The sequence below is a fragment of the Streptomyces chromofuscus genome (assembly GCF_015160875.1).
Lineage (GTDB): Bacteria > Actinomycetota > Actinomycetes > Streptomycetales > Streptomycetaceae > Streptomyces > Streptomyces chromofuscus.
The window spans coordinates 1,291,186-1,316,090 of the sequence record NZ_CP063374.1; the positions used below are offsets into that span (position 1 = coordinate 1,291,186).

At 71.5% G+C, this 24,905-nt stretch carries 23 protein-coding genes and 1 pseudogene; 10 read left to right on the plus strand and 14 right to left on the minus strand.

The window, feature by feature from the left end; translation table 11 throughout:
- Positions 1-124 precede the first annotated feature (124 nt).
- Positions 125-592, plus strand: coding sequence for a pyridoxamine 5'-phosphate oxidase family protein (locus IPT68_RS05810; protein WP_189697122.1), 468 nt, complete (start codon positions 125-127; stop codon positions 590-592).
- Between the two features lie 35 nt (positions 593-627).
- On the opposite strand, the gene IPT68_RS05815 is transcribed toward IPT68_RS05810, so the two are convergent.
- The gene (locus tag IPT68_RS05815; protein WP_189697121.1) at positions 628-1,530 is read right to left on the minus strand and encodes a LysR family transcriptional regulator; all 903 of its coding nucleotides are present in this window, start codon (positions 1,528-1,530) and stop codon (positions 628-630) included.
- Positions 1,531-1,604: 74 nt separating this feature from the next.
- Here IPT68_RS05815 and IPT68_RS05820 point away from each other — a divergent pair, with 74 nt between their 5' ends.
- Positions 1,605-2,534, plus strand: coding sequence for a DMT family transporter (locus IPT68_RS05820; protein WP_228040286.1), 930 nt, complete (start codon positions 1,605-1,607; stop codon positions 2,532-2,534).
- 122 nt (positions 2,535-2,656) lie between these two features.
- Here IPT68_RS05820 and IPT68_RS05825 read toward each other — a convergent pair whose 3' ends face one another.
- Complete coding sequence (locus IPT68_RS05825; RefSeq protein ID WP_189697120.1) at positions 2,657-3,979, minus strand: aminotransferase class I/II-fold pyridoxal phosphate-dependent enzyme; 1,323 nt, start codon at positions 3,977-3,979, stop codon at positions 2,657-2,659.
- 35 nt (positions 3,980-4,014) lie between these two features.
- On the opposite strand from IPT68_RS05825, the gene IPT68_RS05830 reads away from it, so the two are divergent.
- Entirely contained in the window at positions 4,015-4,698 is a 684-nt protein-coding gene (locus IPT68_RS05830; RefSeq protein ID WP_189697119.1) for a pyridoxamine 5'-phosphate oxidase family protein, read from the plus strand.
- Between the two features lie 53 nt (positions 4,699-4,751).
- Here the strand turns inward: IPT68_RS05830 and IPT68_RS05835 are convergent, their stop codons facing one another.
- From IPT68_RS05835 to IPT68_RS05850, 4 genes are all read right to left on the minus strand, one after another.
- Positions 4,752-5,690: a DMT family transporter gene (locus IPT68_RS05835; protein WP_189697118.1), complete on the minus strand. Its 939-nt coding sequence runs from the start codon at positions 5,688-5,690 to the stop codon at positions 4,752-4,754.
- A 189-nt stretch (positions 5,691-5,879) separates the two neighbouring features.
- Positions 5,880-6,878 (minus strand): EamA family transporter, encoded by a 999-nt coding sequence (locus tag IPT68_RS05840; RefSeq protein WP_189697117.1) that lies wholly within the window; start codon positions 6,876-6,878, stop codon positions 5,880-5,882.
- A gap of 78 nt (positions 6,879-6,956) precedes the next feature.
- Positions 6,957-7,502, minus strand: coding sequence for a Clp protease N-terminal domain-containing protein (locus IPT68_RS05845; protein ID WP_189697116.1), 546 nt, complete (start codon positions 7,500-7,502; stop codon positions 6,957-6,959).
- A gap of 359 nt (positions 7,503-7,861) precedes the next feature.
- A complete protein-coding gene (locus IPT68_RS05850; protein ID WP_189697115.1) occupies positions 7,862-8,497 on the minus strand; it encodes a PadR family transcriptional regulator in 636 nt (211 codons plus the stop codon).
- 190 nt (positions 8,498-8,687) lie between these two features.
- On the opposite strand from IPT68_RS05850, the gene IPT68_RS05855 reads away from it, so the two are divergent.
- The gene (locus IPT68_RS05855) at positions 8,688-9,497 is read left to right on the plus strand and encodes a PhzF family phenazine biosynthesis protein (RefSeq protein WP_189697114.1); all 810 of its coding nucleotides are present in this window, start codon (positions 8,688-8,690) and stop codon (positions 9,495-9,497) included.
- A 4-nt stretch (positions 9,498-9,501) separates the two neighbouring features.
- Here IPT68_RS05855 and IPT68_RS05860 read toward each other — a convergent pair whose 3' ends face one another.
- Both IPT68_RS05860 and IPT68_RS05865 read right to left on the minus strand, forming a co-directional pair.
- Positions 9,502-10,302 (minus strand): CPBP family intramembrane glutamic endopeptidase, encoded by an 801-nt coding sequence (locus tag IPT68_RS05860; RefSeq protein ID WP_189697113.1) that lies wholly within the window; start codon positions 10,300-10,302, stop codon positions 9,502-9,504.
- Positions 10,303-10,781: 479 nt separating this feature from the next.
- A complete protein-coding gene (locus tag IPT68_RS05865; protein ID WP_189697112.1) occupies positions 10,782-12,299 on the minus strand; it encodes a glutamate--cysteine ligase in 1,518 nt (505 codons plus the stop codon).
- Positions 12,300-12,461: 162 nt separating this feature from the next.
- Here IPT68_RS05865 and IPT68_RS05870 point away from each other — a divergent pair, with 162 nt between their 5' ends.
- From IPT68_RS05870 to IPT68_RS05880, 3 genes are all read left to right on the plus strand, one after another.
- Positions 12,462-12,608 (plus strand): hypothetical protein, encoded by a 147-nt coding sequence (locus tag IPT68_RS05870; RefSeq protein ID WP_189697111.1) that lies wholly within the window; start codon positions 12,462-12,464, stop codon positions 12,606-12,608.
- Positions 12,609-12,861: 253 nt separating this feature from the next.
- The gene (locus IPT68_RS05875; RefSeq protein WP_189697110.1) at positions 12,862-13,455 is read left to right on the plus strand and encodes a hypothetical protein; all 594 of its coding nucleotides are present in this window, start codon (positions 12,862-12,864) and stop codon (positions 13,453-13,455) included.
- A gap of 501 nt (positions 13,456-13,956) precedes the next feature.
- Positions 13,957-14,163 carry a DUF5999 family protein gene (locus tag IPT68_RS05880; protein ID WP_141311624.1) on the plus strand — a complete coding sequence of 69 codons (207 nt, stop codon included), beginning with the start codon at positions 13,957-13,959 and terminating at the stop codon, positions 14,161-14,163.
- Positions 14,164-14,260: 97 nt separating this feature from the next.
- Here IPT68_RS05880 and IPT68_RS05885 read toward each other — a convergent pair whose 3' ends face one another.
- The 6 genes and pseudogenes from IPT68_RS05885 to kdpF all read right to left on the minus strand — a co-directional run bounded on the left by IPT68_RS05885 (position 14,261) and on the right by kdpF (position 21,112).
- Positions 14,261-15,781, minus strand: a complete 1,521-nt coding sequence (locus IPT68_RS05885; protein WP_189697404.1) for a glycoside hydrolase family 43 protein — start codon at positions 15,779-15,781, stop codon at positions 14,261-14,263.
- A gap of 363 nt (positions 15,782-16,144) precedes the next feature.
- A pseudogene (locus tag IPT68_RS35190) lies at positions 16,145-16,540 on the minus strand (hypothetical protein); the annotation flags it as partial.
- Between the two features lie 48 nt (positions 16,541-16,588).
- Positions 16,589-17,224, minus strand: a complete 636-nt coding sequence (locus IPT68_RS05895; protein ID WP_189697109.1) for a potassium-transporting ATPase subunit C — start codon at positions 17,222-17,224, stop codon at positions 16,589-16,591.
- A 6-nt stretch (positions 17,225-17,230) separates the two neighbouring features.
- Positions 17,231-19,354 (minus strand): potassium-transporting ATPase subunit KdpB, encoded by a 2,124-nt coding sequence (kdpB, locus tag IPT68_RS05900; protein ID WP_189697108.1) that lies wholly within the window; start codon positions 19,352-19,354, stop codon positions 17,231-17,233.
- Positions 19,351-21,015 carry a potassium-transporting ATPase subunit KdpA gene (gene kdpA, locus IPT68_RS05905; RefSeq protein ID WP_189697107.1) on the minus strand — a complete coding sequence of 555 codons (1,665 nt, stop codon included), beginning with the start codon at positions 21,013-21,015 and terminating at the stop codon, positions 19,351-19,353. The genes kdpB and kdpA overlap by 4 nt, the downstream gene beginning before the upstream one ends.
- A 7-nt stretch (positions 21,016-21,022) precedes the next feature.
- Positions 21,023-21,112 carry a K(+)-transporting ATPase subunit F gene (gene kdpF, locus IPT68_RS05910; RefSeq protein ID WP_009326374.1) on the minus strand — a complete coding sequence of 30 codons (90 nt, stop codon included), beginning with the start codon at positions 21,110-21,112 and terminating at the stop codon, positions 21,023-21,025.
- 673 nt (positions 21,113-21,785) lie between these two features.
- Between kdpF and IPT68_RS33885 the strand changes: the two genes are divergently transcribed.
- The 3 genes from IPT68_RS33885 (at position 21,786) to IPT68_RS05925 (ending at position 24,795) form a co-directional block, all read left to right on the plus strand.
- Positions 21,786-22,121, plus strand: coding sequence for a hypothetical protein (locus IPT68_RS33885; protein ID WP_228040290.1), 336 nt, complete (start codon positions 21,786-21,788; stop codon positions 22,119-22,121).
- A 225-nt stretch (positions 22,122-22,346) separates the two neighbouring features.
- Positions 22,347-24,302, plus strand: coding sequence for an APC family permease (locus tag IPT68_RS05920; protein ID WP_189697106.1), 1,956 nt, complete (start codon positions 22,347-22,349; stop codon positions 24,300-24,302).
- Positions 24,303-24,399: 97 nt separating this feature from the next.
- A complete protein-coding gene (locus tag IPT68_RS05925; RefSeq protein ID WP_189697105.1) occupies positions 24,400-24,795 on the plus strand; it encodes a TOBE domain-containing protein in 396 nt (131 codons plus the stop codon).
- Positions 24,796-24,905 lie beyond the last annotated feature (110 nt).

Consider the following 24,905-nt stretch of genomic DNA (forward strand, 5'->3'; position numbering starts at 1 on the left):
GTCCGGGTGATCCACGCCATCGCCTGAGACATCGACCACCATTGCACGAAGACGCCAGACGGCCCATCGTGCCCGACGTACCGTCAGGTGCCGTTCTGTCCGAGGGGAAGTCGAGGGGAAGCGCATGACAGCCACTCAGCGCCGGGGCCGGAAGATCATGATGACACCGGGCGAGCTGGACGAGTTCCTGACCGGCCAGCGCACCTGCCGGGTCGCCACGGTGTCGGCCGACGGGGCACCGCACGTCAGCACCCTGTGGTTCGCCTGGGACGGCACGTCGATGTGGCTGTACTCCGTGGTGCGCAGCAAGCGGTGGGCCGATCTGCGCCGTGATCCGCGGGTGGCGATCGTGGTCGACACCGGTGAGGAGTACGACGAACTGCGCGGCGTCGAGCTGTCCGGGAGCGTCGAGTTCGTGGGCGAGATCCCGCGCACCGGGGAGCTGTGCGCCGAACTGGACGCGCCGGAGACGCTGTTCGCCCGCAAGAACTTCGGGCTGGAGGAGATGCCGCACGACGGGCGGCACGCGTGGGTGCGGCTCACCCCGTCGAAAACGGTCTCCTGGGACTTCCGCAAGCTGGGGTCGCTGTAGCCCGCGGCAGCCGAGGAGTCCGCCGCCGCCCGCGGTCAGCCGACACGCTCGCCCGCCGCCCGCAGTGCCGCCACCGCCGCCCGGATCGACGGCCGGCGGTCGGCGTCCGCCCGCCAGACCACGTACACGTGCCGCCGCACCCGCTGCTTCAGCGGCACGGTGACGACTCCGGCGGGTATCGGATGGCGCCCCAGGAGCGGGGCGATGCACACCCCCAGCCCGGCGGCGACCAGCGCGAGCTGGGTGTGCGTCTCGGGGGCGCGGTGGCTGACGATCGGCTCGACGCCGCGTGAGCGCAGGGTGAACATCAGCCACTCGTGGCAGAACTCGCCCTGGCCCCAGGTGATCCACTCGTCCTCGGCGAACTCCCCGAGGTCCACCTCGTCACGTCCGGCCAGCGGATGCCCGGCGGGCATCGCCACGTCGGCGGGATCGTCCAGGATCGACGCCTTGACCAGGCCGTCGGGCAGCGCCATCGGCTTGTTGTACCAGTCCAGGACCACGGCGAGATCCAGGTCGCCGCGGACCACGCCCTGGATGCAACGCTCCGGTTCCAGCTCGCACGTGCGCAGCCGCAGGCCGGGGTGGGCGGCACGCAGGGTGGCGAGGGCGGTGGGGAACAGTCCGCGCGCGGCGGTCGGGAACGCCGACAGGCGAAGCTCGCCGGCGACCTGGCCACGCTGCGCCTCCAGGTCGGACTGGGCGAGGGCGACCTGCGACAGGATGCGCGCCGCGTGCTCGGCGAGCAGCCGGCCGGCGTCGGTGAGCCGGACGCCCCGACCGTTCTTGGCGAGCAGTTGCTGGCTCACCTCGCGCTCCAGCTTCGCCAGTTGCTGGGACACGGCCGACGTCGTGATGTGCAGCGCCTCGGCCGCGCCGCTCACCGAGCCGTGCCGGGCGAGAGCGTCGAGGGTGCGGAGACGGTCCAGGCTCAACATGTAAGCGATGCTACGAGATACAGCGTGTGAAATCTCGCTTGTTCTACGAGGTTGTGTCCAGCATCGTTGCTTCCGTGACCACCGCCACGAGCGACGCCGCCCGCACGCCTGTCCGCATCCGCGCCCGCCGCGCCCTCGACTGGAAGGTCCGCTTCGCCGCCCTGTCGCTGGTCTGGGGCTTCAGCTTCCTGCTAATCAAGGTGGGCACCGACGGCTACGCCCCTTTTCAGGTGACCCTCGGCCGCCTGGTGTTCGGTACGGCGGTCCTGGCCGCGGCGATGGCCGTGAAGCGCCAGCGGCTGCCGCGCGGGGCCCGTACCTGGGCGCATCTGACGGTCGCCGCGTTCCTGCTCAACGCGCTGCCGTTCTCGCTGTTCGCGTTCGCCGAGCTGACGATCCCGTCCACGCTCGCCGGTATCTGCAACGCCACCTCACCGCTGTGGGGCATGGCGCTGTCCCTGGTCGCCCTCTCCGAGGACCGGCCCACCCGGGTCCGGGTCGCCGGTCTGGGCCTGGGCTTCCTCGGAGTGCTGACCGTGCTCGGCGCCTGGCAGGGCTTCACCGGCGTCGACCCCACGGGCACGGCCCTGGCTCTGCTGGCCTCGCTCAGCTACCCCGTCGGCTGGATCTACGTCCGCCGCACGCTCGCCGGGTCCGGCGCCTCGCACCTGTCCCTGACGGGGGCCCAGCTGCTGCTGGCCACGCTGCAACTCGCGGTCGTCACGCCGCTGTTCACCAGCATGCCGACCCGCTTCCCGGTGGTGCCGCTGCTCGCCGTCGCGGCGCTGGGCGCCCTGGGCACGGGGTTCGCGGTGCTCATCCAGTACGGCCTGGTCGCGGAGGTCGGCCCGACCACCGCCCAGATGGTCACCTACTTCATCCCGGTCATCGCCACGGCCGCGGGCGTCACCGTCCTCGGCGAGTCCCTGACGTGGTCCACCCCGGTCGGCGCGGCGATCGTCCTGGCGGGGGCGGCACTGACGCAGGTCCGGCCGAGGGGGTGACCCGGCCCGCGGCCCGCACCCGGCCGGTGAGCAGCCACACGTGACCGCACCGCGCACCGCGGTTCCACATGCGGCTGAGCCGTGCACCGCGGTACGCACGTAACCGCGCCGCCCACCACGGCCTACACGTAACTGCGCAGCGCCGCCGGACGTACGGCCGCGGCGATCGCGTCGGCCAGGGGTTCCGTCTCGGCCTCGGTGAGGGTGGAGACGGTGACCCGGATGCCGGGCGGGGCGCTCATCCGGAAGCGGGCGCCGGGGGCGACGGCCCAACCGGCGTGCAGCAGCCGGGAGACGGCCGCGGTCTCGTCCGGCACCGGCACCCAGACGTTCAGGCCGCTGCGCCCGGTCGCCGCCACACCCCGCCGCGCGAGCGCCTCGACGAGCGCGCTCCGGCGCGCTCCGTACGCGGCCGCCACCACCGCCGTGTCCACCGCGTCGTGACTCCACAGCCACGCCGCGGCCCGCTGGGTGATCCGGCTGACCCAGCCGGGCCCGAGCCGCTGGCGGCCGCGTACCCGGTCCAGCGTGACCTCGTCGCCGGTGACCACGGCGAGCCGCAGGTCGGGTCCGTAGGCCTTGGCCGCCGAGCGGACGAAGGCCCAGTGCCGGGTGGCGCCGGCCAGCGGATGCAGGGGCAGGTCGACGATGCCGTGGCCGTGGTCGTCCTCGATCAGCAGCACTTCCGGATGGTCGCGCAGCACGGAACGCAGGGCACGCGCGCGTGCGGCGCTCAGCGCGGCCCCGGTGGGGTTCTGCGCGCGGTCCGTGACGACGAGGGCCCGGGCGCCCGCGGTGAGGGCGCGGTCCACCTGGTCGGGAAGCGGTCCCTCGTCGTCGAGGGCGACCGGCAGGGTGCGCAGTCCGAGCGCCGGGACCAGGTCGAGCAGGCCGCCCCACCCGGGGTCCTCCACGGCGACGGCGTCCCCGGGCCTGAGGTGGGCGGCCAGCACCCGTTCGATGGCGTCCAGCGAGCCGGATGTCACCGCGATCGGGCCCGCGGGCACTCCCCCGGCCTCCATCTCGGCCCGCGCCGGCCGCGCCAGTTCGGGCTCCACGGGCGCCTCCCCGTACAGCACCGGCTCCCCGCCCGCCGCCTGGGCGAACGCGGCCACCAGTGACGGCAGCAACGCGGGGTCGGGGTTCCCGGCGGCCATGTCCCGTACGCCCTCCGGGACGTCCACGCCGATCTCCTCGCGTCCGGTGGTGGCGGGTCTGTGTCGCACCCGGCTGCCGCGCCGCCCGTCGGTCTCGATGACCCCGCGCTCACGCAGGGTCCGGTAGGCGGCGGCCACCGTGTTCGGGTTCACCCCGAGCCGGGACGCCAACTCGCGCATGGGAGGCAGCAGTTGCCCGGGCGCCAGCGCGCCCGCCGCCACCGCGCGCTCCACGCTCGCGGAAATGTCCGCTGCGCGCCGCCCTTCGATCGGATAGCCTCCTAGCACAAAGCCAAGTATGCACTAGTGCAATGGAGGGCGCCATGCAGGGGACCCAGGAGACGACGTCACCGTCCGCCGCCTACACCCGGACCGACCGCACCGTCCCCACCCGCTCCCCGGACCGCGCGGCGTACGACAAGGAACTGGTGCACGCGATACTCGACCAGGCTTACGTCTGCCACCTCGGCTTCGTCCGCGACGGCGCGCCGGTGGTCCTGCCGACGCTGTACGGCCGGGTCGGCGAGCGGCTCTACGTGCACGGCTCCACCGGTTCCCGCCCGCTGCGGATGACCGGTCAGGCCGGCCCCGGCCTCCCGGTGTGCCTGACGGTGACGCACGTCGACGCCCTGGTCCTGGCCCGCTCGGCCTTCCACCACTCGATCAACTACCGGTCCGTGGTGGTGCACGGCGTCGCCCACGACGTCACGGACCCCGAGGAGAAGCGGCTGGCGCTGGACGCGCTGGTCGACCATGTCGTGCCGGGCCGGTCACGCGACTCCCGGCCCGCGAACAGGAAGGAACTCGCGGCCACCGCCGTGATCCGCCTGGACCTCGACGAGGTCTCCGCCAAGTTCCGCACCGGCGGTGTGGACGACGAGCCCGAGGACCTGGCCCTTCCCCACTGGGCGGGCGTGGTGCCCCTGCGCAAGGGGTACGGGACGCCGGTCCCGGCCGCCGACCTGGCGCCCGGGACCGAGCTGCCCGACTACCTCACGATGCCGTAAGCTCACGGGGGCGGCCCGAACGGGGAGGGACGGCCCCCATGTGCCCGGGGTGGTCAGCCGGCAGCCGGGTCCGCCCGCGCCGCGCGTGTCTCGGCGACCGCCAGCCCCGCGACCGAGCCCAGCATCAGCAGGGTTCCGGCCAGCGTGGCGGCGGTGAGCTGTTCGCCGAGCAGGGTGACGGCCAGGACCGCCGCGCTGACCGGCTCCAGCAGCATGATCACGGACACGGTGGCCGACCGTACGACGGCCGCGCCCGCGAAGTACAGCGCGTACGCGAGGGCGGTGGGGATCGCCGCGATGTAGACGAGGAGCCACACCAGCAGGGCCGGTTCGGCCGTCTGCGGCACCAGACCCTCCATCAGCGCGAACGGCAGCAGGCACAGGGTCGTCACCGCGAACGCCCAGACGGTGGTGCCGGAGGCGTCGGCGCCGCCGTCGCGGCCCCAGTAGCGGGTGAGCAGGGTCATCGCGCTGTACCCGGCGGCGGACAGCAGCGCGAGCGCGACCCCCGACGGGCGTACGACGGCGTCCCCGCCGCCGAACACCAGCACCCCGAGCCCGGTGAGCGCGCCGGCGACGGCCGACACGCCGGTGCGGCCGAGCCGCTCGCCCATGGTCAGGCGTGCGCCGAGGGCGATGAGCACGGGCCCGGCGCCGAGCGTGACGACGGTGGCGACGGCGAGGCCGGTGGCGGACACGGCGGCGAAGTAGGCCGTCTGGAACACCGCGAGCCCGAGGCCGGTGGCGCCGATCCGCATCGCCTTGCGGACCCGCGGCTCGGGAGCGGCGACCGCCCGCGGGAGCAGGTGGCGGGCCGCGAGGAGGAGGAGCAGTCCGGCGGCGCACCGCCAGAAGGACAGGGCGACGGAGCCCATGTCACTGGCGCGGTAGACCAGTGAGGCGGCCGCGCCCGCGGTGCCCCAGGCGGCACCGGCGACGATCAGATACAGCAGGCCCCGCCCGACGGGCAGGCCGGAAGCAACAGTGGACACACGTTTCTCCGCAGGAGCGCCGAAGCGCAGAAGATCGGGGAGGACCGCCGCTCAGCGGGGTCCGGGGACGTCTTCCGCGGGCAGCACCGTTCCGCCCGGCGTGGGGCCGCGGGGCGTGGAGGTCCTGAAAGCCCGCCTCAGACGGCCGGGGGCGGAAGAACGCGTGCGTCCGTGTGCATGATCGCCACCCTAGGCCGCCGTCCCCCGCGCGGACAACTCCCTTTCGGGCCCGCCGCCCGTCACCGGGGCCGGCGAGCCCTTCGCGGGCGTCGAGGACTGCGCGATGAAGGCCCCGACCAGGACGATCACGCCGCCGACGATCTGCGGCGCCGAGAGGTGCTCGCCGAGCAGCACCCAGGCCAGGACCGTCGCGATGACCGCCTCCAGGCACGCCACCACACCCGCGACCTGCGGAGAGAGCCGGCGCACGGACAGCACGCCGGTGACGTACGCGACGACGGTGGCGACCAGCACGATCCAGGCCAGCAGCAGCACGGCGGGGACGGCGTCGCCGTCCATGTGCGCGGAGCCCGCGAGTACCGACCAGTCCATGCCCCAGGGCCGGGCCACGACGGTCAGCACGGCGGCCCCGATCAGCAGGCCGTACGCGATCACGCCGAGCGGGTCCGGGGCGTCGGCGCCCGAGTCGCTGCCCTGGTCGGAGAGCACGAAGTAGCCGACCTGGCAGCAGGCGGCGCCGAGGGCGAGCAGCAACCCGAGGGCGTCGAAGCCCAGACCGGCCCAGACCTCGACCACGCAGGCCAGTCCGCCGACGGCGAGGACCACGCCGAGCGCCGCCGCGCGCGTCACGGGCCGCCGCTGCACGAACCGAACCCAGCCGAGCACCAGGGCGGGCGCGAGGTACTCGACGAGCAGCGCGACTCCCACCGGGATACGGGAGATCGCCGCGAAGTAGCAGGCCTGCACGCCGGCGACGGCCAGCAGCCCGAACCCGGCGAGCAGCGCGGGCCGGCGGCGCAGCAGCGCGCGGTGGCGCACGGCGAGCGGCAGCATCACCAGGGCCGCGCCGGCCACCCGCAGCCACACCACGTGCAGCGGGTCCAGGCCCGCCTCGATGAGCGGCTTGGCCGCGACTCCCGATCCGCCGAAGGCGAGCGCCGACCCGAGGGCGAGCGCGAGCCCGACGCCCTTGCCGTGGCTGCCCCGACTGCTGACTGACGTATGCACCCGGACATGATGACAGGCGACGACATGACCGTCACCCCTGATGACTCCTGTCTCATCGGCTGGACCTCAGGTCCCTGGTCAGCAACCGGCCTCGGCGCCTCCCAGGCACTCATGCGAGCCCCGCTCGATCCGCATGAACAGCTCGGGCACGTCGATCCCGGCCCGCTCCAGCACCTCGACGGCCCGCGAGCGCGGGTCCACGACGATCCCCGCCAGCAGATCGACGCCGCGGGCCGGTCCGTCACCGCGGCGCGCGGCGCGTTCCCCGGCGTACGACATCGCCGTGGCGGCCGGCGGCGAGTGGCCCGCGGCCCCGGTCACGACGGGGATCGCCCCGGAGTCCTCGACGGTGGTCTGCCAGCGCAGGCCGTAGCCGATGCTGCGCTGCACGAGGTAGCCGAGCAGCCGGGCGAGTCGGGGTTCACCGTCGAAGGCGGCGCGCACCTCCGGGTCGTACTCCAGGAGGGAGTGGAGGAGATGGGCGGTGTCGACCTGCCGGTCCCCGTCCCGCACCGCCCGTCTGCGGGCACCGGCGAGCACAGCGGCCAGTTCCGCGCTGAGGCAGGCATCGTTGTCCGCGCCGGAGTGTTCGTCGGCCTGCTGCCGGGGGATGGGATGGTGCACACCCTCACCCCATCAGCCCCCCGCGATCCGGTCATCCCCGGCCGGAACCATTTTCGCGTCCCACGCAGAGCGGACGTCCCTCGCCGCATTCTCCTCCTTACGGAGGAGAATCAGGCCGTGCCGGTCGGGGCGCGGGAGACGCTCCCCGCCGACTTCGGCCATGCGATCCCCTCTTCGTGCCGGGTTCGTTGCCGCCCGCTGCGCGGATCCGGCTCAAGGACTCGGCGACGGCGGCGCCGAACGAGTCCCTGCGGAAGCCGCGAAGCTCGTGGCCCGAACGGGCGGCACCGAAGGCGCCCCGCGGATCGCCTTCGGTGCCGTATGGGCAGCGCCGGTCCTCGTCGCGGCGTACGGCCGTGTCAGTCCTCGTCGGCGAGGATCAGGTACAGCTTCTTGCGGGCCTCGTTGATCACGGCGAGCGCCTTCTCGCGCTGCTCCTTGTCGCCCGTCTTCCAGACCTGCCCGAAGGCCTCCATCAGTCCGAAGCCGGCCTGGCGGATCTCACCGAGGGCCTCCCAGTCGACGCCGCGCGAGGCCTCCTCCCAGGGAGCCTCCGGGCCTTCCCCGGCCGCCGTGCGGCCCGCCTCTGTCAGCGAGAACAGCTTCTTGCCGCCCTCGGACTCGCTGACGATCAGCCCCTCGTCCTCCAGCAGTTGAAGGGTGGGGTACACCGAGCCGGGGCTGGGCTTCCACGCCCCGCCGCTGCGCTCGGCGATCTCCTGGATCATCTCGTAGCCGTGCATCGGCCGGTCCTTCAGCAGGGCCAGGATCGAGGCGCGTACGTCACCGCGCCGCGCCCTCCCCCTCGGCCCGCCTCGGCCGCGCCCGCCCCAGGGTCCGGGACCGAAGCCACCGAAACCCCCGGGGCCGCCGTGACCGAAGCCGTGTCCGCCCGGACCGAAGGGCCCGAAGGCCTCGCGCCGTCCGTCGAAGTCGCCCCGAGCACGCCGGGGGCCGCCGTGTCCACGCTCGTATCCGTGGTTGTGCACGTCCATCACTCCATCTGTTCGTGATCTGGCGAAGATTTGACGCAGATCTACCGTTGATCTGTCGCGATGCTTCAACGATATATCGGAAGAGGGGGTGCAGCAAGCCCCGTCGGCAAGCAACCGCCCTGGGAAACGGTCCAGTGATGGCGCATTGGCCTTGGTCTGCGGCGTCGCGCAGCTCCTACCGTCGAGGCCCATGCGGATTCGAATCGTCGACGCCTTCACCGACCGCCCGTTCACCGGCAACCCGGCCGGGGTCGTGCTTCTGGACGCCTTCCCCGAGGACGACCGGATGCAGCAGGTGGCCCTGGAGGTCAACCACGCCGAGACGGCCTTCGCCCACCCGCTGCCCGAGGGCGGCGAGGCCGACTGGGCGCTGCGCTGGTTCACCCCGGCGGCCGAGGTCGCGATGTGCGGCCACGCCACCCTCGCGACGGCCCACGTCCTGCACACCACGGCCGCCCAGGAGGGCCCGGTACGGTTCGCCACGCGCAGCGGCGTCCTCGTGGCGACGCCCCGCGACGACGGCTCGATCACCCTGGACTTCCCGACCGCCCCGCTCACACCGGTCGACGTCCCCGAAGGGCTCGCCGAGGCGCTGGGCGCGCAGCCGCTGACGGCCCTCGACACCGGCCCGAACGTCGGGGACCTGCTGGTGGAGCTCACCGACGAGCGGACCGTCCACGCCCTGCGCCCCGATCACCGGGCCATCGGCGCCCACTCCACGCGCGGCGTCATCGCCACCGCCCGCGCGGAGAATCCGGCCCTCGGCTACGACTACGTCTCCCGGTGCTTCTTCCCGAACGTCGGCGTCCACGAGGACCCGGTCACCGGCAGCGCCCACACCGCGCTGGCCCCCTTCTGGTCCGAGCGCATCGGCCGCGCCGAGCTGACCGGGCTCCAGGCCTCGCCCCGCTCCGGCCGCGTCCGCACGGAACTGCGCGGCGACCGTACGCTGCTGAGCGGCCGGGCGGTGACGGTGATCGAGGGCGAGCTGCTGGCCTAGTGCGTCACGCCGTGGGCAGCCAGTCCACCTTGCCGGCGAGCAGCGCGTACCCCACGAACGCCCCGATGTCGAGCAGCGAGTGGGCGACCACCAGGGGGCCGACCCGGCCCCAGCGGCGGTAGAGGTAGACGAAGACAACGCCCATCACCATGTTGCCGATGAAGCCGCCGATGCCCTGGTAGAGGTGGTACGACCCGCGCAGCACGGAGCTGGCGGCCATCGCGGCGCCGGGCGACCAGCCCAGTTGGTCGAGCCGGCGCAGCAGATAGCCGACGACCACGACCTCTTCGAGGATCGAGTTCTGCAGGGCCGACAGGATCAGCACCGGGTGCTTCCACCACACGTCGGGCAGGGCCTCGGGGACGACCGTGAGGTTGAATCCGAGGCCGCGCGCGGCGAGGTAGAAGACGATGCCGGTGCTGCCGATCACGGCGGCGAGGACGGCACCGCGTCCGAGGTCGGACCAGGGGCGGGTGCGGTCGAAACCGAGGGTCCTGAGACTTCGTCCCTCGCGCAACAGGAAGTGCGCGACGAGGGCGACGGGAACGAGCGCGGTGGCGATTCCGAACAGCTGCCACGCCAGATCCAGCCAGGGGCGGCCGGGGGCGGCGGAGGCGTTGAGGGTGGCGGCCTGGTCCTTCAGTCCACCGGGTCTCGTGAGGGAGCCGACGAAACTGATGAGCGCGGACACGGCGCTGGCGCCCAGTGAGACCGCGAGCACGAGCAAGGTCTCGTCCCGCAGCACCCGCCGCGAGGGCGCCTCGCCCGACGGGGTCCCCTCCACGGTTCCGGCCTCACCCTGCACGCCCGCCTCCAGTCGAGTAGTTCAGCGCACATCTTCACCCGAGCCGCCTCGCCCGAGCCACGAAGATCCCACCCGACAGCCTCGCAGACGCAGCTGTGCACCGGCGCCCACCCCCTGCACCGGCCTCACACAGCCTCGACGAGGTCCAGCCGTCACAGCGCGCACCGACGGCGACGGACGACAACACGGCGAGGCACGGTCACGTACACCAAGCCCCCGGCCCGCTCGGCGAGGCACGTCCACCAAGCCCCCGGCCCGATCGGCGAGGCACGGTCACGTACACCAAGCCCCCGGCCCGATCGGCGAGGCACGGTCACGCACACCAAGCTCCCAACCCGATCGGCGAGGCACGGTCACGTACACCAAGCCCCCGGCCCGATCGGCGAAACACACCACCGGACACCGAGAGGCCCCGCCCCACCGGCGAGGCACAGCAGCGCCGAGCACCACGAACCCGGGGCCCGGCCGACGACACACCCCTAACCCAGCCGGGCAGCCTCCGGCACGCCCACCGGCCAGGAATGCACCGGCTCCCCCTGGTGCGACAGCTCGGCGTATCGCCGTGTCGTCGCGGCCAGGGCCGCCTCGCGGGACATCCCCGTCTCCATGGCCCGGTGGAAGGTGGCGACCTGCCAGGACGCCCCGTTCACCCGGCGCCGGCAGCGCTCGTCGATCACGCCGAGGTAGAAGTCGCGGTCGGCCGGTTCGACTCCCCACGCGTCCAGCCCGGCCTCGGCGAGCGGCAGCAGTTCGTCCCGTACGAGGCTCACCGCGTCGACCTCCGCCGTGCCGCCGTACCGCCCCCGCCGCGGCCAGGTGAAGCGCGCGTCGATGCCGTACCGGCACGCCGCGTCGAAGTTGGCCGCGGCGGCCTCGAACGGCAGCCGGGTCCACACCGGCCGGGCGTCCTCGGCGAGCGCGCGGATGAGGCCGTAGTAGAAGGCGGCGTTGGCGAGGACGTCGGTGACGGTCGGCCCGGCGGGCAGGACCCGGTTCTCGACGCGCAGGTGGGGGACGCCGTCGGCGATGCCGTAGACGGGCCGGTTCCAGCGGTACACCGTGCCGTTGTGCAGTACCAGTTCGGCGAGTTTCGGCACGCCGCCCGCGTCGAGCACGGCCAGCGGGTCCTCGTCGTCGCAGATCGGCAGCAGCGCCGGGTAGTAGCGCAGGTTCTCCTCGAAGAGGTCCAGCGCCGAGCCGATCCACCGCTCGCCGAACCAGGTGCGCGGCCGGACGCCCTGCGCCTGGAGCTCGGGCGGGCGGGTGTCGGTGGACTGCTGGAACAGCGGCGGCCGGGACTCGCGCCACAGCTCGCGGCCGAACAGGAACGGAGAGTTGGCGCCCACGGCTATCTGCGGGGCGACGGCGGCCTGCGCGGCGTTCCACACGTCGGCGAACCGTCCCGGCGTGACCTGGAGGTGCAGTTGCACGGACGTGCAGGCGGCCTCCGGCACGATCGACTTCGAGGTGCAGGTCAGGTGTTCCACGCCGTCGATGTCGAGTGTGAAGTCCTCGCCCCGGGCGGCCACGATCTGGTCGTTGAGCAGGACGTAGCGGTCCACGTCGGAGAGGTTCGAGGAGACCAGGTCGTCCCGTTCGAGGGTCGGCAGAATGCCGATCATCACGATACCGGCGTCCACCTCGCCCGCTTTCCGGTGCGCATAGGCCAGGGACGTCCGGAGTTCCTCCGCGAGCCGGTCGAATACCCGCCCGCCCAGCCGGTGCGGAGCGATGTTGACTTCCAGGTTGAACATGGCGAGTTCTGTTTGGAAGTCGCGGCTCGCGATCCTTTCCAGGACCTGCCCGTTGAGCATTCTGGGCATGCCGTCGGGACCGGCGAGGTTGAGTTCGATCTCCAGACCCATGAGGTTCTTCGGGCGATCGAACCGCTCCTCCTTCAGCAGTCGCTCCAGCCCCCGCAGGCACTGCTGGAGCTTCGTGCGGTAGCGCTGGCGATCGGACAGGTCGAACGCGCCCGCCACGACCTTCTCCCCCATCGAAGTCCCTCCTCGGTGGGCGGGCCGAATGATCCGGCCGCCGGTGTCCGGGTCAGGGTGGATGATGCCCAGCCCGAGCGATCGATAACGCCTTCGGTGAACGTCCGCAGCCGCTACTCTGGCCACCTGGGGTGTAGAAGACCGGCGGCACATTCACCGGGCATGACGCTGCGTGCACTTTCCGCCGCCGACAGCCTCGTGAAAAACGCCGACGAGAATTGGCCGACCGCGGCGTCGACATTCTCCGAGGTCATGGCGGTGTCCCCCCTGGGGAATCGGGATGATTTTCACGTATCGCTGACCGAATGAACTCTTGTGCGAGTGCCCGGAAACGGTTAGACGAAACACCGGCTGAACAAATGTCGTATAAACTCGGTCGACAGGGCAGAAGGCTGGCGCCCATGGTCGGAGGAAACCGCCGCCGCGATCACGCCCGGCGGGCCTCACACCCACACCATCGTTCGCAGACCGCGGCCCCGCCTCTCTGTCCCCGTGAGCTGACAGCGCTGTCCGCCCCCGCCCCCTCGCGTCACCCTGCCTGTCGAATGAGAGGCGACCCACCATGCCGCTGCATGTCCCTCCGGCGCCCGCGCCCGCACTTCGCTCCGTCCTCACCGCGCTCGGTTCCCCGACCGCGGTCCGCGAGGCCCGAACCCCCGCCCTGCGCAGCGCCCAGGGCCCCGTCACCCCCGAGTTGCCGCTGCCGGTCCATGTACTGGACCGGATCACGGCCAAGGGCGAGCCGGTCACCCGACTGGCCGGCTGGCGTTTCCTGATCCGCTCCGGCGACCACGCGGTGGCCGCCGCGGAGACGATGCTGACGCCGGACGGCTGGGCCTTCTCGCACTTCTTCGAAGGGCCGTACGTCGTCTCCACCGAACGCGCACTGCGCCAGGCCGAGACGCTCACCCAGTCGTACCAACCGCGCCTGCTGTCCGTGCCCGGCCTGTACATGCTCACGCTCTGGCTGCACGGCGACTGCAGCGCCGACGGCGCCGTCGGCCACCCGGCGGCCACCGATCTGCTGGTCCCGCTGGCCCCCGCCCCGCCCGGCATCGCGGCCAACCGGCCGCACCGGGTCGCCGAACTGCTCCCGGTGCTGACCCTCCGGGTGCCGCCGGCCCCGCCCACCCCCCTGCTCGGCTCACCGGCCTGACGGCCGATCGGACGTCCCGCGGCAACTCCGTCTCCCGCACCCCGCCACCGGATCCCGGTGGCGGGGTGCGTTGCTGTTGCGGCTGTTTTCGCCGTTCCTGGCGTTTCCGCTGTTGCGCATTTACGCTTTTGCCGTGTTTCCAGCGCAGGGAATTGCTCGTAGGAGCACCCCTCTACTCACCCGAGCGGTCTCATTGGCTCGGGTGAGTGACTATTCGCTCGGATGAGCCGGAAACGCTTTCCGGTCCGTCCGGACTAGCCCCATCAGGCCACCCCGAACCACCCGAAGGGACAGTGCAGTTGGATGAACCGTCCGCGCGGATGAGGCGTCATCAACCTGTGAAGAGGCGGTGCAGCGAAATCCCTGCGGAAAGACGCCCGTAGGGCAACACTGGGTTCGACCGACTTATCACAACGGGGGGCGGCCATGAACGACGCTTCACGCCGCGGCACAGACACGACAGCAATTCCGGACGACACGACCGAGCGAGAGATTCCTTCCATGTGCCAGCACCAGCCACCGTGCCCGACCGCCGACTCCGCCGACCGGGAATCCGCCCGTCTCGTGGCGCACCACCCGGAGCAGGGCTGGAGCCTGCTGTGCAACGGTGTCGTGCTCTTCGAGGACACCGGTGAGCTCCTGCCGGACGGCCAGATCATCGCCCCGCACCGGCTGCCGGCCGGCAGCCAGGTGATGACCGCCGCCTGAGCACACCGGGGGCGGCTGCTCGGAGCACCGCCCGGACACATCTGGGGCCGGACGCGCAGTTCCTCGCGCACCGGCCCCGACGCGTGTCCGGGTGCCGTCACTCGCGGTGGTCGTCCGGCCCCGGACCGGGCACATGGGCGAACCAGTCGAACGCGGCGCGGCCCTCGGTGGCGTACATGCCGATCACCCGCCCGGTGAAGCCGCCCGCCACCTCGGTGGACAGATACCGTCCGTCCAGCTCGGCCAACCGGACCCCGCCGACCGAGAAGCCGATCGTGTCGGGTCCGCCGGCCCTGATGCCCGGAGCGGCCTCTGCGGCGGCCGTGACCGTGGGCGCCAGGACGCCGGTGGTGCGGATGTCGACGGTGAGCGTGAGCGGCCCCGGCGCCACGGCGTGCCGGGCGACCGTCTGCCGTACGGGACCGATCCTGGCGATCACGGCCGCCTCTCCCCCGCTCACCTCCAGGTCGTAGTGGTGCGCGTCGTCCATGCGCACGGACAGCCCGGCCCGTCCCGCACCGGGGTCGAGGAGGGCGGTGACCCGGCAGTCGTGATGCTGCTGCCGGCGTCCCACGAACGTGTGCCCGGGTCGGTCGAGACTGCTGCCCGTCGCGGTCAGCGTCAGCCACCCGGGACGCTCGGTCAGCGACCAGGAGCCGTCCGGGCGGCGGCGCGGCGAGATCCAGTACGGGGCGAGGTGCGTGGCGTCGAAGTCGTCGCGTCCCGGCTCGGCGGCGAGCGGGTGCCAGGCGGCCGGCGCCTCGTGGCGCTCCAGCACCGGGCCGACCCGCGGCCAGCCGTCCACCCAGCGCACCGGGGTCAGGAACGTCTCCCGGCCGAGGACGTGGAACTGCGGGAAGTAGCCCTTCGGCCGGGTGCCCAGCAGCACCATCCACCAGGTGCCGTCGGGCGCCTGGACCAGGTCGGCGTGGCCGGTGCTCTGGATGGGCAGGCCCAGGCCCCGGTGGGAGAGGACGGGGTTGTGCGGCGCCGCTTCGTACGGTCCCCGGGGGGAGCGGGCCCGAGCGACGGAGACGGAGTGCTCGCGGGCCGTGCCGCCCTCGGCGAGGAGCAGGTACCACCAGTCACCGATGCGGTAGAGGTGTGGGGCCTCCGGGTCCTTCAGACCCGATCCGGACCACACCGGCAGCGGGCCTTCGAGCACCTTCCCGGTGCCGGGGTCGATGCGCGCCACCGAAACGCCCGCGACCGCGCACCAGCAGGAGCCGTCGTCGTCCCACGCGAGGTCGGGATCGATGCCGGGCAGCTCGACCAGCACCGGGTCGGACCACGGTCCCTCGGGCCGCTCGCTGGTGACGATGAAAGTGCCTTTGCCGCCGACGTCAGTGGTGATGACGTGGAAGCGGCCGTCGTGGTGCCGGATGGTCGGGGCGTAGATGCCGTCGGAGGCGCGCGTGTCGTCGGAGAGACTCAACTGCTCCGGGCGGTCCAGCACATTGCCGATCTGCCGCCAGTGCACGAGGTCACGGCTGTGGAAGATCGGTACGCCCGGGAAATACTCGAAGCTGGAGCACACGAGGTAGTGGTCCTCGCCGACCCGGCAGACGCTGGGGTCCGGATGAAAGCCGCCGATGACCGGATTCCCGTACGTCCGCATACGCGTCGCTCCCCACACCTGATTCCCGGACAGGCACCCTAGGAGGCCTCTTCCGCACCCGGCAAGGGGCACGGCCACCTCCGGGCGAGGCCAGGACGTCACTCGCCCGGAGGTGGCACCGGTTCCGCACAGGGGCCGACTACAGCCCACGTCCCTGCTGCGGATGTCCGCCGGCGACTCCCGGCGTACCAGCAGCCGGGCGTGGCCGTCGCGACCGCGGCCAGCGGTGGGCGGCCGACCAGGTTGTAGCCGGAGGCCATGGACAGCTGGTAAGCGCCGGCCACGGGGACGGCGAGCAGGTCGCCCGGGGCGGACGGCGGCGGGGAGTTCGACGTCGGCGGCCAGGACGTCGCCCGCCTCGCGGTGCCGGCCGACGACGGTCATCGGGGCCACGGGTGCCGTTCCAGGGCGGCCGATGAGGCGTGGCGCGTACCGCCCGCCGTAGAGGGCGGGCCGGGGGTTGTCGCTCATGCCGTCGTCGACGGCGACGAACAGGTGCGAGCCAGTGCGCTTGACGGCCAGGACGCGGTACAGGGCGATGCCCGCCGGGCCCACGATCGCCCGGCCCGGTTCCAGGAGCAGGCGTAGCACGGGAAGCCCGGCCGCCGTACAGGCCTCGGTCAGCTCGGCGCGGACGCGGCGGGCCAGGGCGGTGACGCCGTCGGGGGCGGCGTCCACTCCGTACCGGCTGGCCTGCATGTTGATCAACGGGGCCCGGACGAGCCGCGGGTCGTCCTCCACCACCAGCACCCGGGTCATGGGTGTGCGCCTTCCAGTCGTACGAGCCGCCGGAGCCGGACATCGCCCTCAACCGCTGTTCGCCACAAGTCCCTTGAGCGCGATGTTGAGTTCCAGGACGTTCACCCGGGGCTCGCCGATGAAGCCGAGGGTGCGGCCCTGGACGTGCCGGTCCACCAGTTTCTGCACGTCGGCGACGGACAGGTCGTTGCGCTCCGCAACCCGGTGGACCTGGAGCTCTGCGTACTGCGGGGAGATGTCCGGGTCCAGTCCGGAACCGGAGGACAGCACCGCGTCGGCGGGCACCTGGGACGGCGTGACCTTGTAGTCGGCCGTGGAGTTGTCCTTGACGACCTTGGCCTTGGCTTCCTTGACCATCTGGATGAGTTCGGCGTTGTCGCCGGAGCGGTTCGTCGCGCCGGACAGGAGCAGCTCGTACTGGGTGTTGACGCTGTTCTCACCGAGTCCGCCGGCGGGGCGCGGCTGGAAGTAGTCCAGGCCGTAGTTCTGTTGGCCGATCAACGAGGAGCCGACGACCTTGCCGGCCGACGTGATCTCCGAGCCGTTCGCCTTGTCGTTGAACAGCGCCTGGCCCACGCCTGTGACGGCCAGCGGATAGAGGATGCCGGTGAGCACGGTCAGCACGAGGAGCGCCCGCAGGCCCGCCCCGAACAACCGGCCGGTGTTCACAAGGGAGTTGTTCATGGTCCTTCACCCGATCCCGGGGATCAGCGAGATGAGCATGTCGACGAGCTTGATGCCGACGAACGGGGCTGTCAGCCCGCCCAGGCCGTAGATCCCGAGGTTGCGGCGGAGCATCCGGTCGGCGCTCACCGGCCGGTACTGCACGCCCCGCAGGGCCAGCGGCACCAGCGCGATGATGATCAGCGCATTGAAGACGACTGCCGACAGGATCGCCGAGTCCGGCGAGGACAGCTGCATGATGTTCAGCTTGTCCAGGCCCGGGTGGACGGCCGCGAACAGCGCCGGGATGATCGCGAAGTACTTCGCGACGTCGTTGGCGATGGAGAACGTCGTCAGCGCGCCGCGCGTGATCAGCAACTGCTTGCCGATCTCGACGATCTCGATGAGCTTGGTCGGGTTGGAGTCGAGGTCGACCATGTTGCCGGCTTCCTTGGCGGCCGACGTGCCGGTGTTCATCGCCACACCGACGTCCGCCTGCGCCAGCGCGGGGGCGTCGTTCGTGCCGTCACCGGTCATCGCGACCAGCTTGCCGCCGGCCTGCTCCCGCTTGATCAGCGCCATCTTGTCCTCGGGCGTCGCCTCCGCGAGGAAGTCGTCGACGCCCGCTTCCTCGGCGATCGCCTTGGCGGTGAGCGGGTTGTCACCGGTGATCATGACGGTCCTGATGCCCATGCGGCGCAGCTCGTCGAACCGCTCGCGCATGCCGTCCTTGACGACGTCCTTGAGGTGGATGACGCCCAGGATCCGGGCCCCGGCGCCGTCCTCGACCGCGACCAGGAGCGGCGTACCGCCCGCCTCGGAGATCCTGTTGGCGAGCCTGTCCGCGTCCTCGGCGACCTCGCCGCCGCGCTCCTCGACCCAGGCGATCACCGAACCGGCCGCGCCCTTGCGGATCCTGCGTCCGTCGACGTTCACACCCGACATCCGGGTCTGGGCGGTGAACTCGATCCACTCGGCGCCCGCCAGCTCGCCCTGGTGCCGTTCGCGCAGGCCGTACTTCGCCTTCGCCAGTACGACGACGGAGCGGCCCTCGGGCGTCTCGTCGGCCAGCGACGACAGCTGGGCGGCGTCCGCGAGCTCGGCGTCGGTGGCGCCGCTCACCGGCACGAACTCCGACGCCTGCCGGTTGCCCAGCGTGATGGTGCCGGTCTTGTCCAGCAGCAGCGTGGATACGTCACCGGCGGCCTCGACCGCGCGACCCGACATGGCGAGCACATTGCGCTGCACCAGGCGGTCCATGCCGGCGATGCCGATCGCGGAGAGCAGGGCGCCGATGGTGGTCGGGATGAGGCAGACCAGCAGCGCGACCAGCACGACCATCGTCAGTCGGGTGCCCGCGTAGTCCGCGAACGGCGGCAGGGTCGCGACCGCCAGCAGGAAGGCGATCGTGAGCGAGGCCAGCAGGATGTTCAGCGCGATCTCGTTCGGCGTCTTCTGCCGTGCCGCGCCCTCGACCAGGCGGATCATCCGGTCGATGAAGGTGTCGCCCGGCCTTGTGGTGATCTTGATGACGATCCGGTCGGAGAGCACCTTCGTGCCGCCGGTGACCGCGCTGCGGTCGCCGCCGGACTCCCGGATGACCGGCGCCGACTCACCGGTGATGGCCGACTCGTCGACCGAGGCGACACCCTCGACGACGTCGCCGTCACCGGGGATGACGTCCCCGGCCTTGCAGACGACCAGGTCGCCGACCTTCAGCTCGGTGCCCGGCACCACGGTCCCGTCGACCTTGCGTGCCACGGAGTCCGTCTTGGCCCTGCGCAGGGTGTCCGCCTGCGCCTTGCCGCGGCCCTCGGCGACCGCCTCCGCCAGGTTGGCGAAGATCACGGTCAGCCAGAGCCAGGCGCTGATGGTCCAGCCGAACCAGTCGGTCGGGTCCGTGAAGGAGAACACGGTGGTCAGCACGGACCCGACCAGCACCACGAACATCACGGGAGACTTGATCATCACCCGCGGGTCGAGCTTGCGGAAGGCGTCCGGCAGCGACTTGACCAGCTGCTTGGGATCGAACAGACCCGCGCCGACACGGGCTTCGGAGGTCTTGTGCCCGGTCGGCAGGTCACTGTGCGGCGCCCGGGTCGGAGTGGCTGTGGACATGGAGTCCTCTTGATTCGCAGTACGAGTGGTCATGACGCCAGCCCCTCGGCCACGGGCCCGAGCGCGAGGGCCGGGAAGTACGTCAGACCGGTGATGATCAGGATTGCGCCCACCAACAGGCCGGTGAACAGCGGCTTCTCGGTGCGCAGGGTGCCCGCGGTGACCGGGACCGGCTTCTGCTCGCCGAGCGAACCGGCCAGCGCCAGCACGAACACCATCGGCACGAACCGGCCGAGCAGCATCGCGATGCCGAGGGTGGTGTTGAACCACTGCGTGTCCGCGTTCAGACCGGCGAAAGCCGAGCCGTTGTTGTTCGCGGCGGAGGTGTAGGCGTACAGGATCTCGGAGAATCCGTGCGCGCCGGAGTTGAGCATCGAGTGCGGCGGGGTCGGCAGCGCCATCGCGAAGGCGGTGAGGACGAGGACCAGCGCCGGGGTGATGAGGAGGTAGCAGGCCGCCAGTTTGATCTCGCGAGTGCCGATCTTCTTGCCCAGGTATTCGGGTGTGCGGCCGACCATCAGACCCGCGATGAACACCGCGATGACCGCCATGATCAGGATGCCGTAGAGGCCGGAGCCGACACCGCCGGGCGCGATCTCGCCCAGCATCATGCCGAGCATGGTGATCCCGCCGCCGAGGCCGGTGAAGGAGGAGTGGAAGGAGTCCACGGCACCGGTCGAGGTGAGCGTGGTCGACACGGCGAAGACCGACGAGGCGCCGACGCCGAAGCGGACCTCCTTGCCCTCCATCGCGGCACCGGCGATCTCGAAGGCCGGGGCGCGGTGGGCGAACTCGGTCCACCACATCAGGCCGATGAAGGCGATCCAGATGGTGGCCATGGTCGCGAGGATCGCGTAGCCCTGCTTCACCGAGCCGACCATGACACCGAAGGTGCGGGTCAGCGAGAACGGGATCACCAGGATCAGGAAGATCTCGAACAGGTTGGAGAACGGCGTCGGGTTCTCGAAGGGGTGGGCGGAGTTGGCGTTGAAGTAGCCGCCACCGTTCGTGCCCAGCTCCTTGATGGCCTCCTGCGAGGCGACGGCACCGCCGTTCCACTGCTGCGAGCCGCCCAGGAACTGACCGACCTCGTGGATGCCGGAGAAGTTCTGGATGGCACCGCAGGCGACCAGCACGATCGCGGCGACGAACGCCAGCGGCAGCAGGACGCGGGTGACGCCGCGGACCATGTCGGCCCAGAAGTTGCCCAGTTCGCCACTGCGGGGGCGGGCGAACCCCCGTACCAGCGCCACCGCGACGGCCATGCCGACGGCGGCGGAGACGAAGTTCTGCACCGCCAGACCGGCGGTCTGCACGACGTGGCCCATGGCCTGTTCGCCGTAGTACGACTGCCAGTTGGTGTTGGTGACGAAGGACACGGCGGTGTTGAACGCCTGGTCCGGGTCGATCGAGGCGAAGCCGAGCGAGCCGGGCAGCACGCCCTGGAGCCGCTGCAGCAGGTAGAGGAAGAGAACACCGGCCGCCGAGAAGGCGAGCAGACCGCGCAGGTACGCGGTCCAGCGCATCTCGGCGTCGGGGTTGGCGCCGATGCCCTTGTAGATCCACCGCTCGACACGCCAGTGCCGGCCGGAGGAGTAGACCTTGGCCATGTAGGTGCCGAGGGGGACGTAGGCGATCGCCAGGGCGCCTGTCAGGGCGACCAGCTGGAGGACGCCTGCGAGTACGGGACCCATGCTGTGCTCAGAACCTCTCCGGGAAGATCAGGGCGAGGACGAGATAGCCCAGCAGGGCGACGGCCACGACCAGGCCGACGACGTTTTCGGCGGTCACAGCTTCGTCTCCCCTTGGCGACGAGGGCCACCAGCGCAAAGAGCGCGAGCGTGGTGACGACGAAGGCCAGGTCGGCCATCGTGAGCTCCTGGAGTCGAGGTTCGGTTGAACAGTGACAATGAGAGGAAACCGCCCCTGCGACCGGTTTCGACCGTCGTTGACGGCTCCCTGACGGGGCGCTGCGCGGCTTTGACGGGTCTCTTACGGGTCGTGCGGCGCAGATCTCAGGACGGCCGGAACCGCAACCGGCGGTCACCGCATCCGCCTCCCGGCGTACCGCGTCCGCGACGACGGCACCCCGCTGGTTCGTCCCGCTTGACGAAGTCCGGACGCGGCTGCGAAGGACGCCTCCGGGTCGCCGCGCTCTCAAGGCGTCAAGAAACGACCCAGCGCCCATCAGGGTCCCGTCGAGCGGGGCCGCCGAGCCTCACGGCGTCCTGGGGTCGATGGCATGGAACCCCCGACGACGTGCGACACGGACTCTCCCGCGCACCCGAAAGGCACTCCGGCACCGAGGCGTACGACCGCCGCTGGACACGGGACCTCTACAGCGCGGTGCGCTGCGCGGCCATGCTCCTGGCCCTGCTTCTCCACGTCGACTGGGCCGCCGGCACCCTCGCCCTGTGGCGCGCCCTCCTCTGGTGGACGCTCGCGCACTGCTCTTCGCGGTGCTGTGCCCGCCCCGCGTCTCGGCCGGCACCGGCTGGCTCGCGTCGCGCTCCTGCTGTGCACCTGCGTCGTGCGCACCGACCGGCTGGTGTCGGTGCGCTGCCCGGACGGCGTCTGCCGGCGGCTGGTGCTGCGCGACGCGTTCGTCGACCGCGTCGAGATCGACCCGCGGGTCCTCGTCGACAACCCCGCACTGTGGCACCGCCTCGACGAGGACGCCCACCGGTCGGTGGCGCACGGGGAGTTGCTGTGCGGGGCGACGGCGCTGCGGCGGGTGTCGGAGCGGATCGACCGCGAGACGGCGTGGACGGTGTTCAAGGTGTCGGGGCTGCTGGAGTAGGCGAAGGGCCTTCCGTCCCCCGTACGGCCCAGCGAGGTCCAAGTCGGTCCGCGGCCGCCCTCCTGGTGCGCCGCCCCGTGCCACCGGCCACTCTCGACGCGACCCTGACGCCCCGGGCCGGCGCGACCGCGGGCCCGGCTGTCACTCTCCGCTTACGCTGAGGGCGCCGTCCATGTGACGGCCGGGATGGCATGGCATGCCGAGCCGCACATCAGGAGCACGTCGATGGCCCCGACCGAACACCCCGCGCCCGGCCGCCTGCGCGCCTGGATGCTGGAGGGGCTGTCCGACATGGGCAGGGCCGGCGGCCACCAGGGCCCGCACGCCGCACCGGCGCCCGCTCACGAGGGCCGGCCCTGGTACCGGGTGATGTGCCTGACCGGCGTCGACTACTTCTCCACCCTCGGCTACCAGCCCGGCATCGCCGCCCTCGCCGCTGGCCTGCTCTCGCCCGTCGCGACCGTGGTGCTGGTGATCGTCACCCTGGCGGGCGCCCTGCCCGTGTACCGGAGAGTGGCCGAGGAGAGCCCGCACGGCCAGGGCTCGATCGCGATGCTGGAACGCCTGCTCACCTTCTGGAAGGGCAAGCTGTTCGTCCTCACCCTGCTGGGCTTCGCCGCCACGGACTTCCTCATCACCATCACGCTCTCGGCCGCGGACGCGTCCACCCACCTGATCGAGAACCCGCACCTGAACGAGGTCCTGCACGACCAGCAGATGCTGATCACCCTGGTGCTGATCGCCCTGCTCGGCGCGGTGTTCCTCAAGGGCTTCCTGGAGGCGATCGGCGTCGCGGTGGCCCTCGTGGCCGCCTACCTCGCACTGAACGCGGTCGTCGTCGTGGTCGGCCTCTGGCACATCGCCACCGGGAGCCACGTCGTCACGGACTGGTCCCACGCCCTGACCGCCGACCACGGCAACGTCTTCGTGATGATCGGCGTGGCCCTGATCGTGTTCCCGAAACTCGCCCTCGGCCTCTCCGGCTTCGAGACCGGCGTCGCCGTGATGCCCCACGTCAAGGGCGACATCGGCGACACCGAGCAGCACCCGAAGGGCCGGATCCACGGCACCAAGAAGCTTCTCACCACCGCCGCCCTGATCATGAGCTGCTTCCTGATCACGACCAGCTTCATCACCACCCTGCTCATCCCGGCGCGCGAGTTCGAGGAGGGCGGCCAGGCCAACGGCCGTGCGCTGGCGTTTCTGGCGCACGAGTACCTCGGCAACGCCTTCGGCACGGTGTACGACGTCTCGACCATCGCCATCCTGTGGTTCGCCGGCGCCTCGGCGATGGCGGGACTGCTCAACCTGATGCCCCGCTACCTCCCCCGCTACGGCATGGCCCCGCACTGGGCGCGGGCGGTCCGCCCCATGGTCATCGTGTTCACCCTGGTCGCCTTCCTGGTCACCTGGATCTTCAACGCCGACGTCGACGCGCAGGGCGGCGCGTACGCCACCGGCGTGCTGGTGCTGATCAGCTCCGCCGCGATCGCGGTGACCATCGCCGCGCGCAGAGCCGCAGAACGGCACTGGACCATCGCCTTCGGGGTGATCTCGACGGTGTTCGTCTACACCACGGTCGTGAACGTCATCGAGCGCCCGGACGGTGTGAAGATCGGCGCCTGCTTCATCGCGGGCATCATGATCCTTTCCCTGGCGTCCCGGCTGGCCCGGGCCTTCGAGCTGCGGGTCACCAGCGTGACGCTGGACCCCATGGCGGAACGGTTCGTCCGGGACATCGCCAGCCGCAAGATCCGTTTCATCGCGAACGAGCCCGAGAACCGCGACATCGCCGACTACCGCGCCAAGGTCGAGCAGATCCGCCGGGACACCGACGTCGCCGCCCAGGAGGACTTCGTCTTCGTGGAGGTCACGGTGACCGACCCGTCCGAGTTCGAGGCCGGCCTCACGGTCCACGGCACGGTCATGCACGACCGGTACCGGGTCCTGACCCTCGAGTCCTCCTCCGTCCCCAACGCCCTCGCCGCCCTGCTCCTGCACGTCCGCGACACCACGGGCCGCACCCCGCACATCTACTTCGAATGGACCGAGGGCAACCCGTTCGCCAACTTCCTGCGCTTCTTCCTCTTCGGTCAGGGCGAGGTGGCCCCGGTCACCCGAGAGGTCCTGCGCGAGGCGGAACCGGACGTGACCCGGCGACCGCGGGTGCATACGGGGTGAGGGCCACCCACGGGTGCAGACCGGGTGAGGTCCACCGGGACGACCGGCGGCCAACCCCTGGACCCCCGTCTCCGCTCGCCGCCCTATCGTGACCGGCATGCACTCCTACACGATCGGCCAGGCCGCACGGCTCCTCGGCGTGAGCCCCGACACCGCACGCCGCTGGGCGGACGCGGGCCGGGTCGCCACCCACCGCGACGACAGCGGACGTCGGCTCATCGACGGCCGCGACCTGGCCGCGTTCTCGGTCGAACTCGCCCGGACGGGAAGCGGCGAGGAGGAGCCCCCGTACACCTCGGCCCGCAACGCCTTCCCCGGCATCGTGACCGCGATCAAGCTCGGCGACGTCGCCGCCCAGGTCGAGATCCAGGCCGGCCCGCACCGCCTGGTCTCGCTCCTCACCCGCGAGGCCGTCGAGGAGCTGGGCCTGGAGGTCGGCATGGAAGCCACGGCCCGCGTGAAGTCGACGAACGTGCACATCGACCGCGCCTGAGTACCCTGCCACCTCGCACATGCGATCATCCATCCCCGGCTTTCCCCGCTCATGCGATACGACCGAGGACTTTCGACTTGCATCTGCGCCAGTATCATCGGCGTATCGGA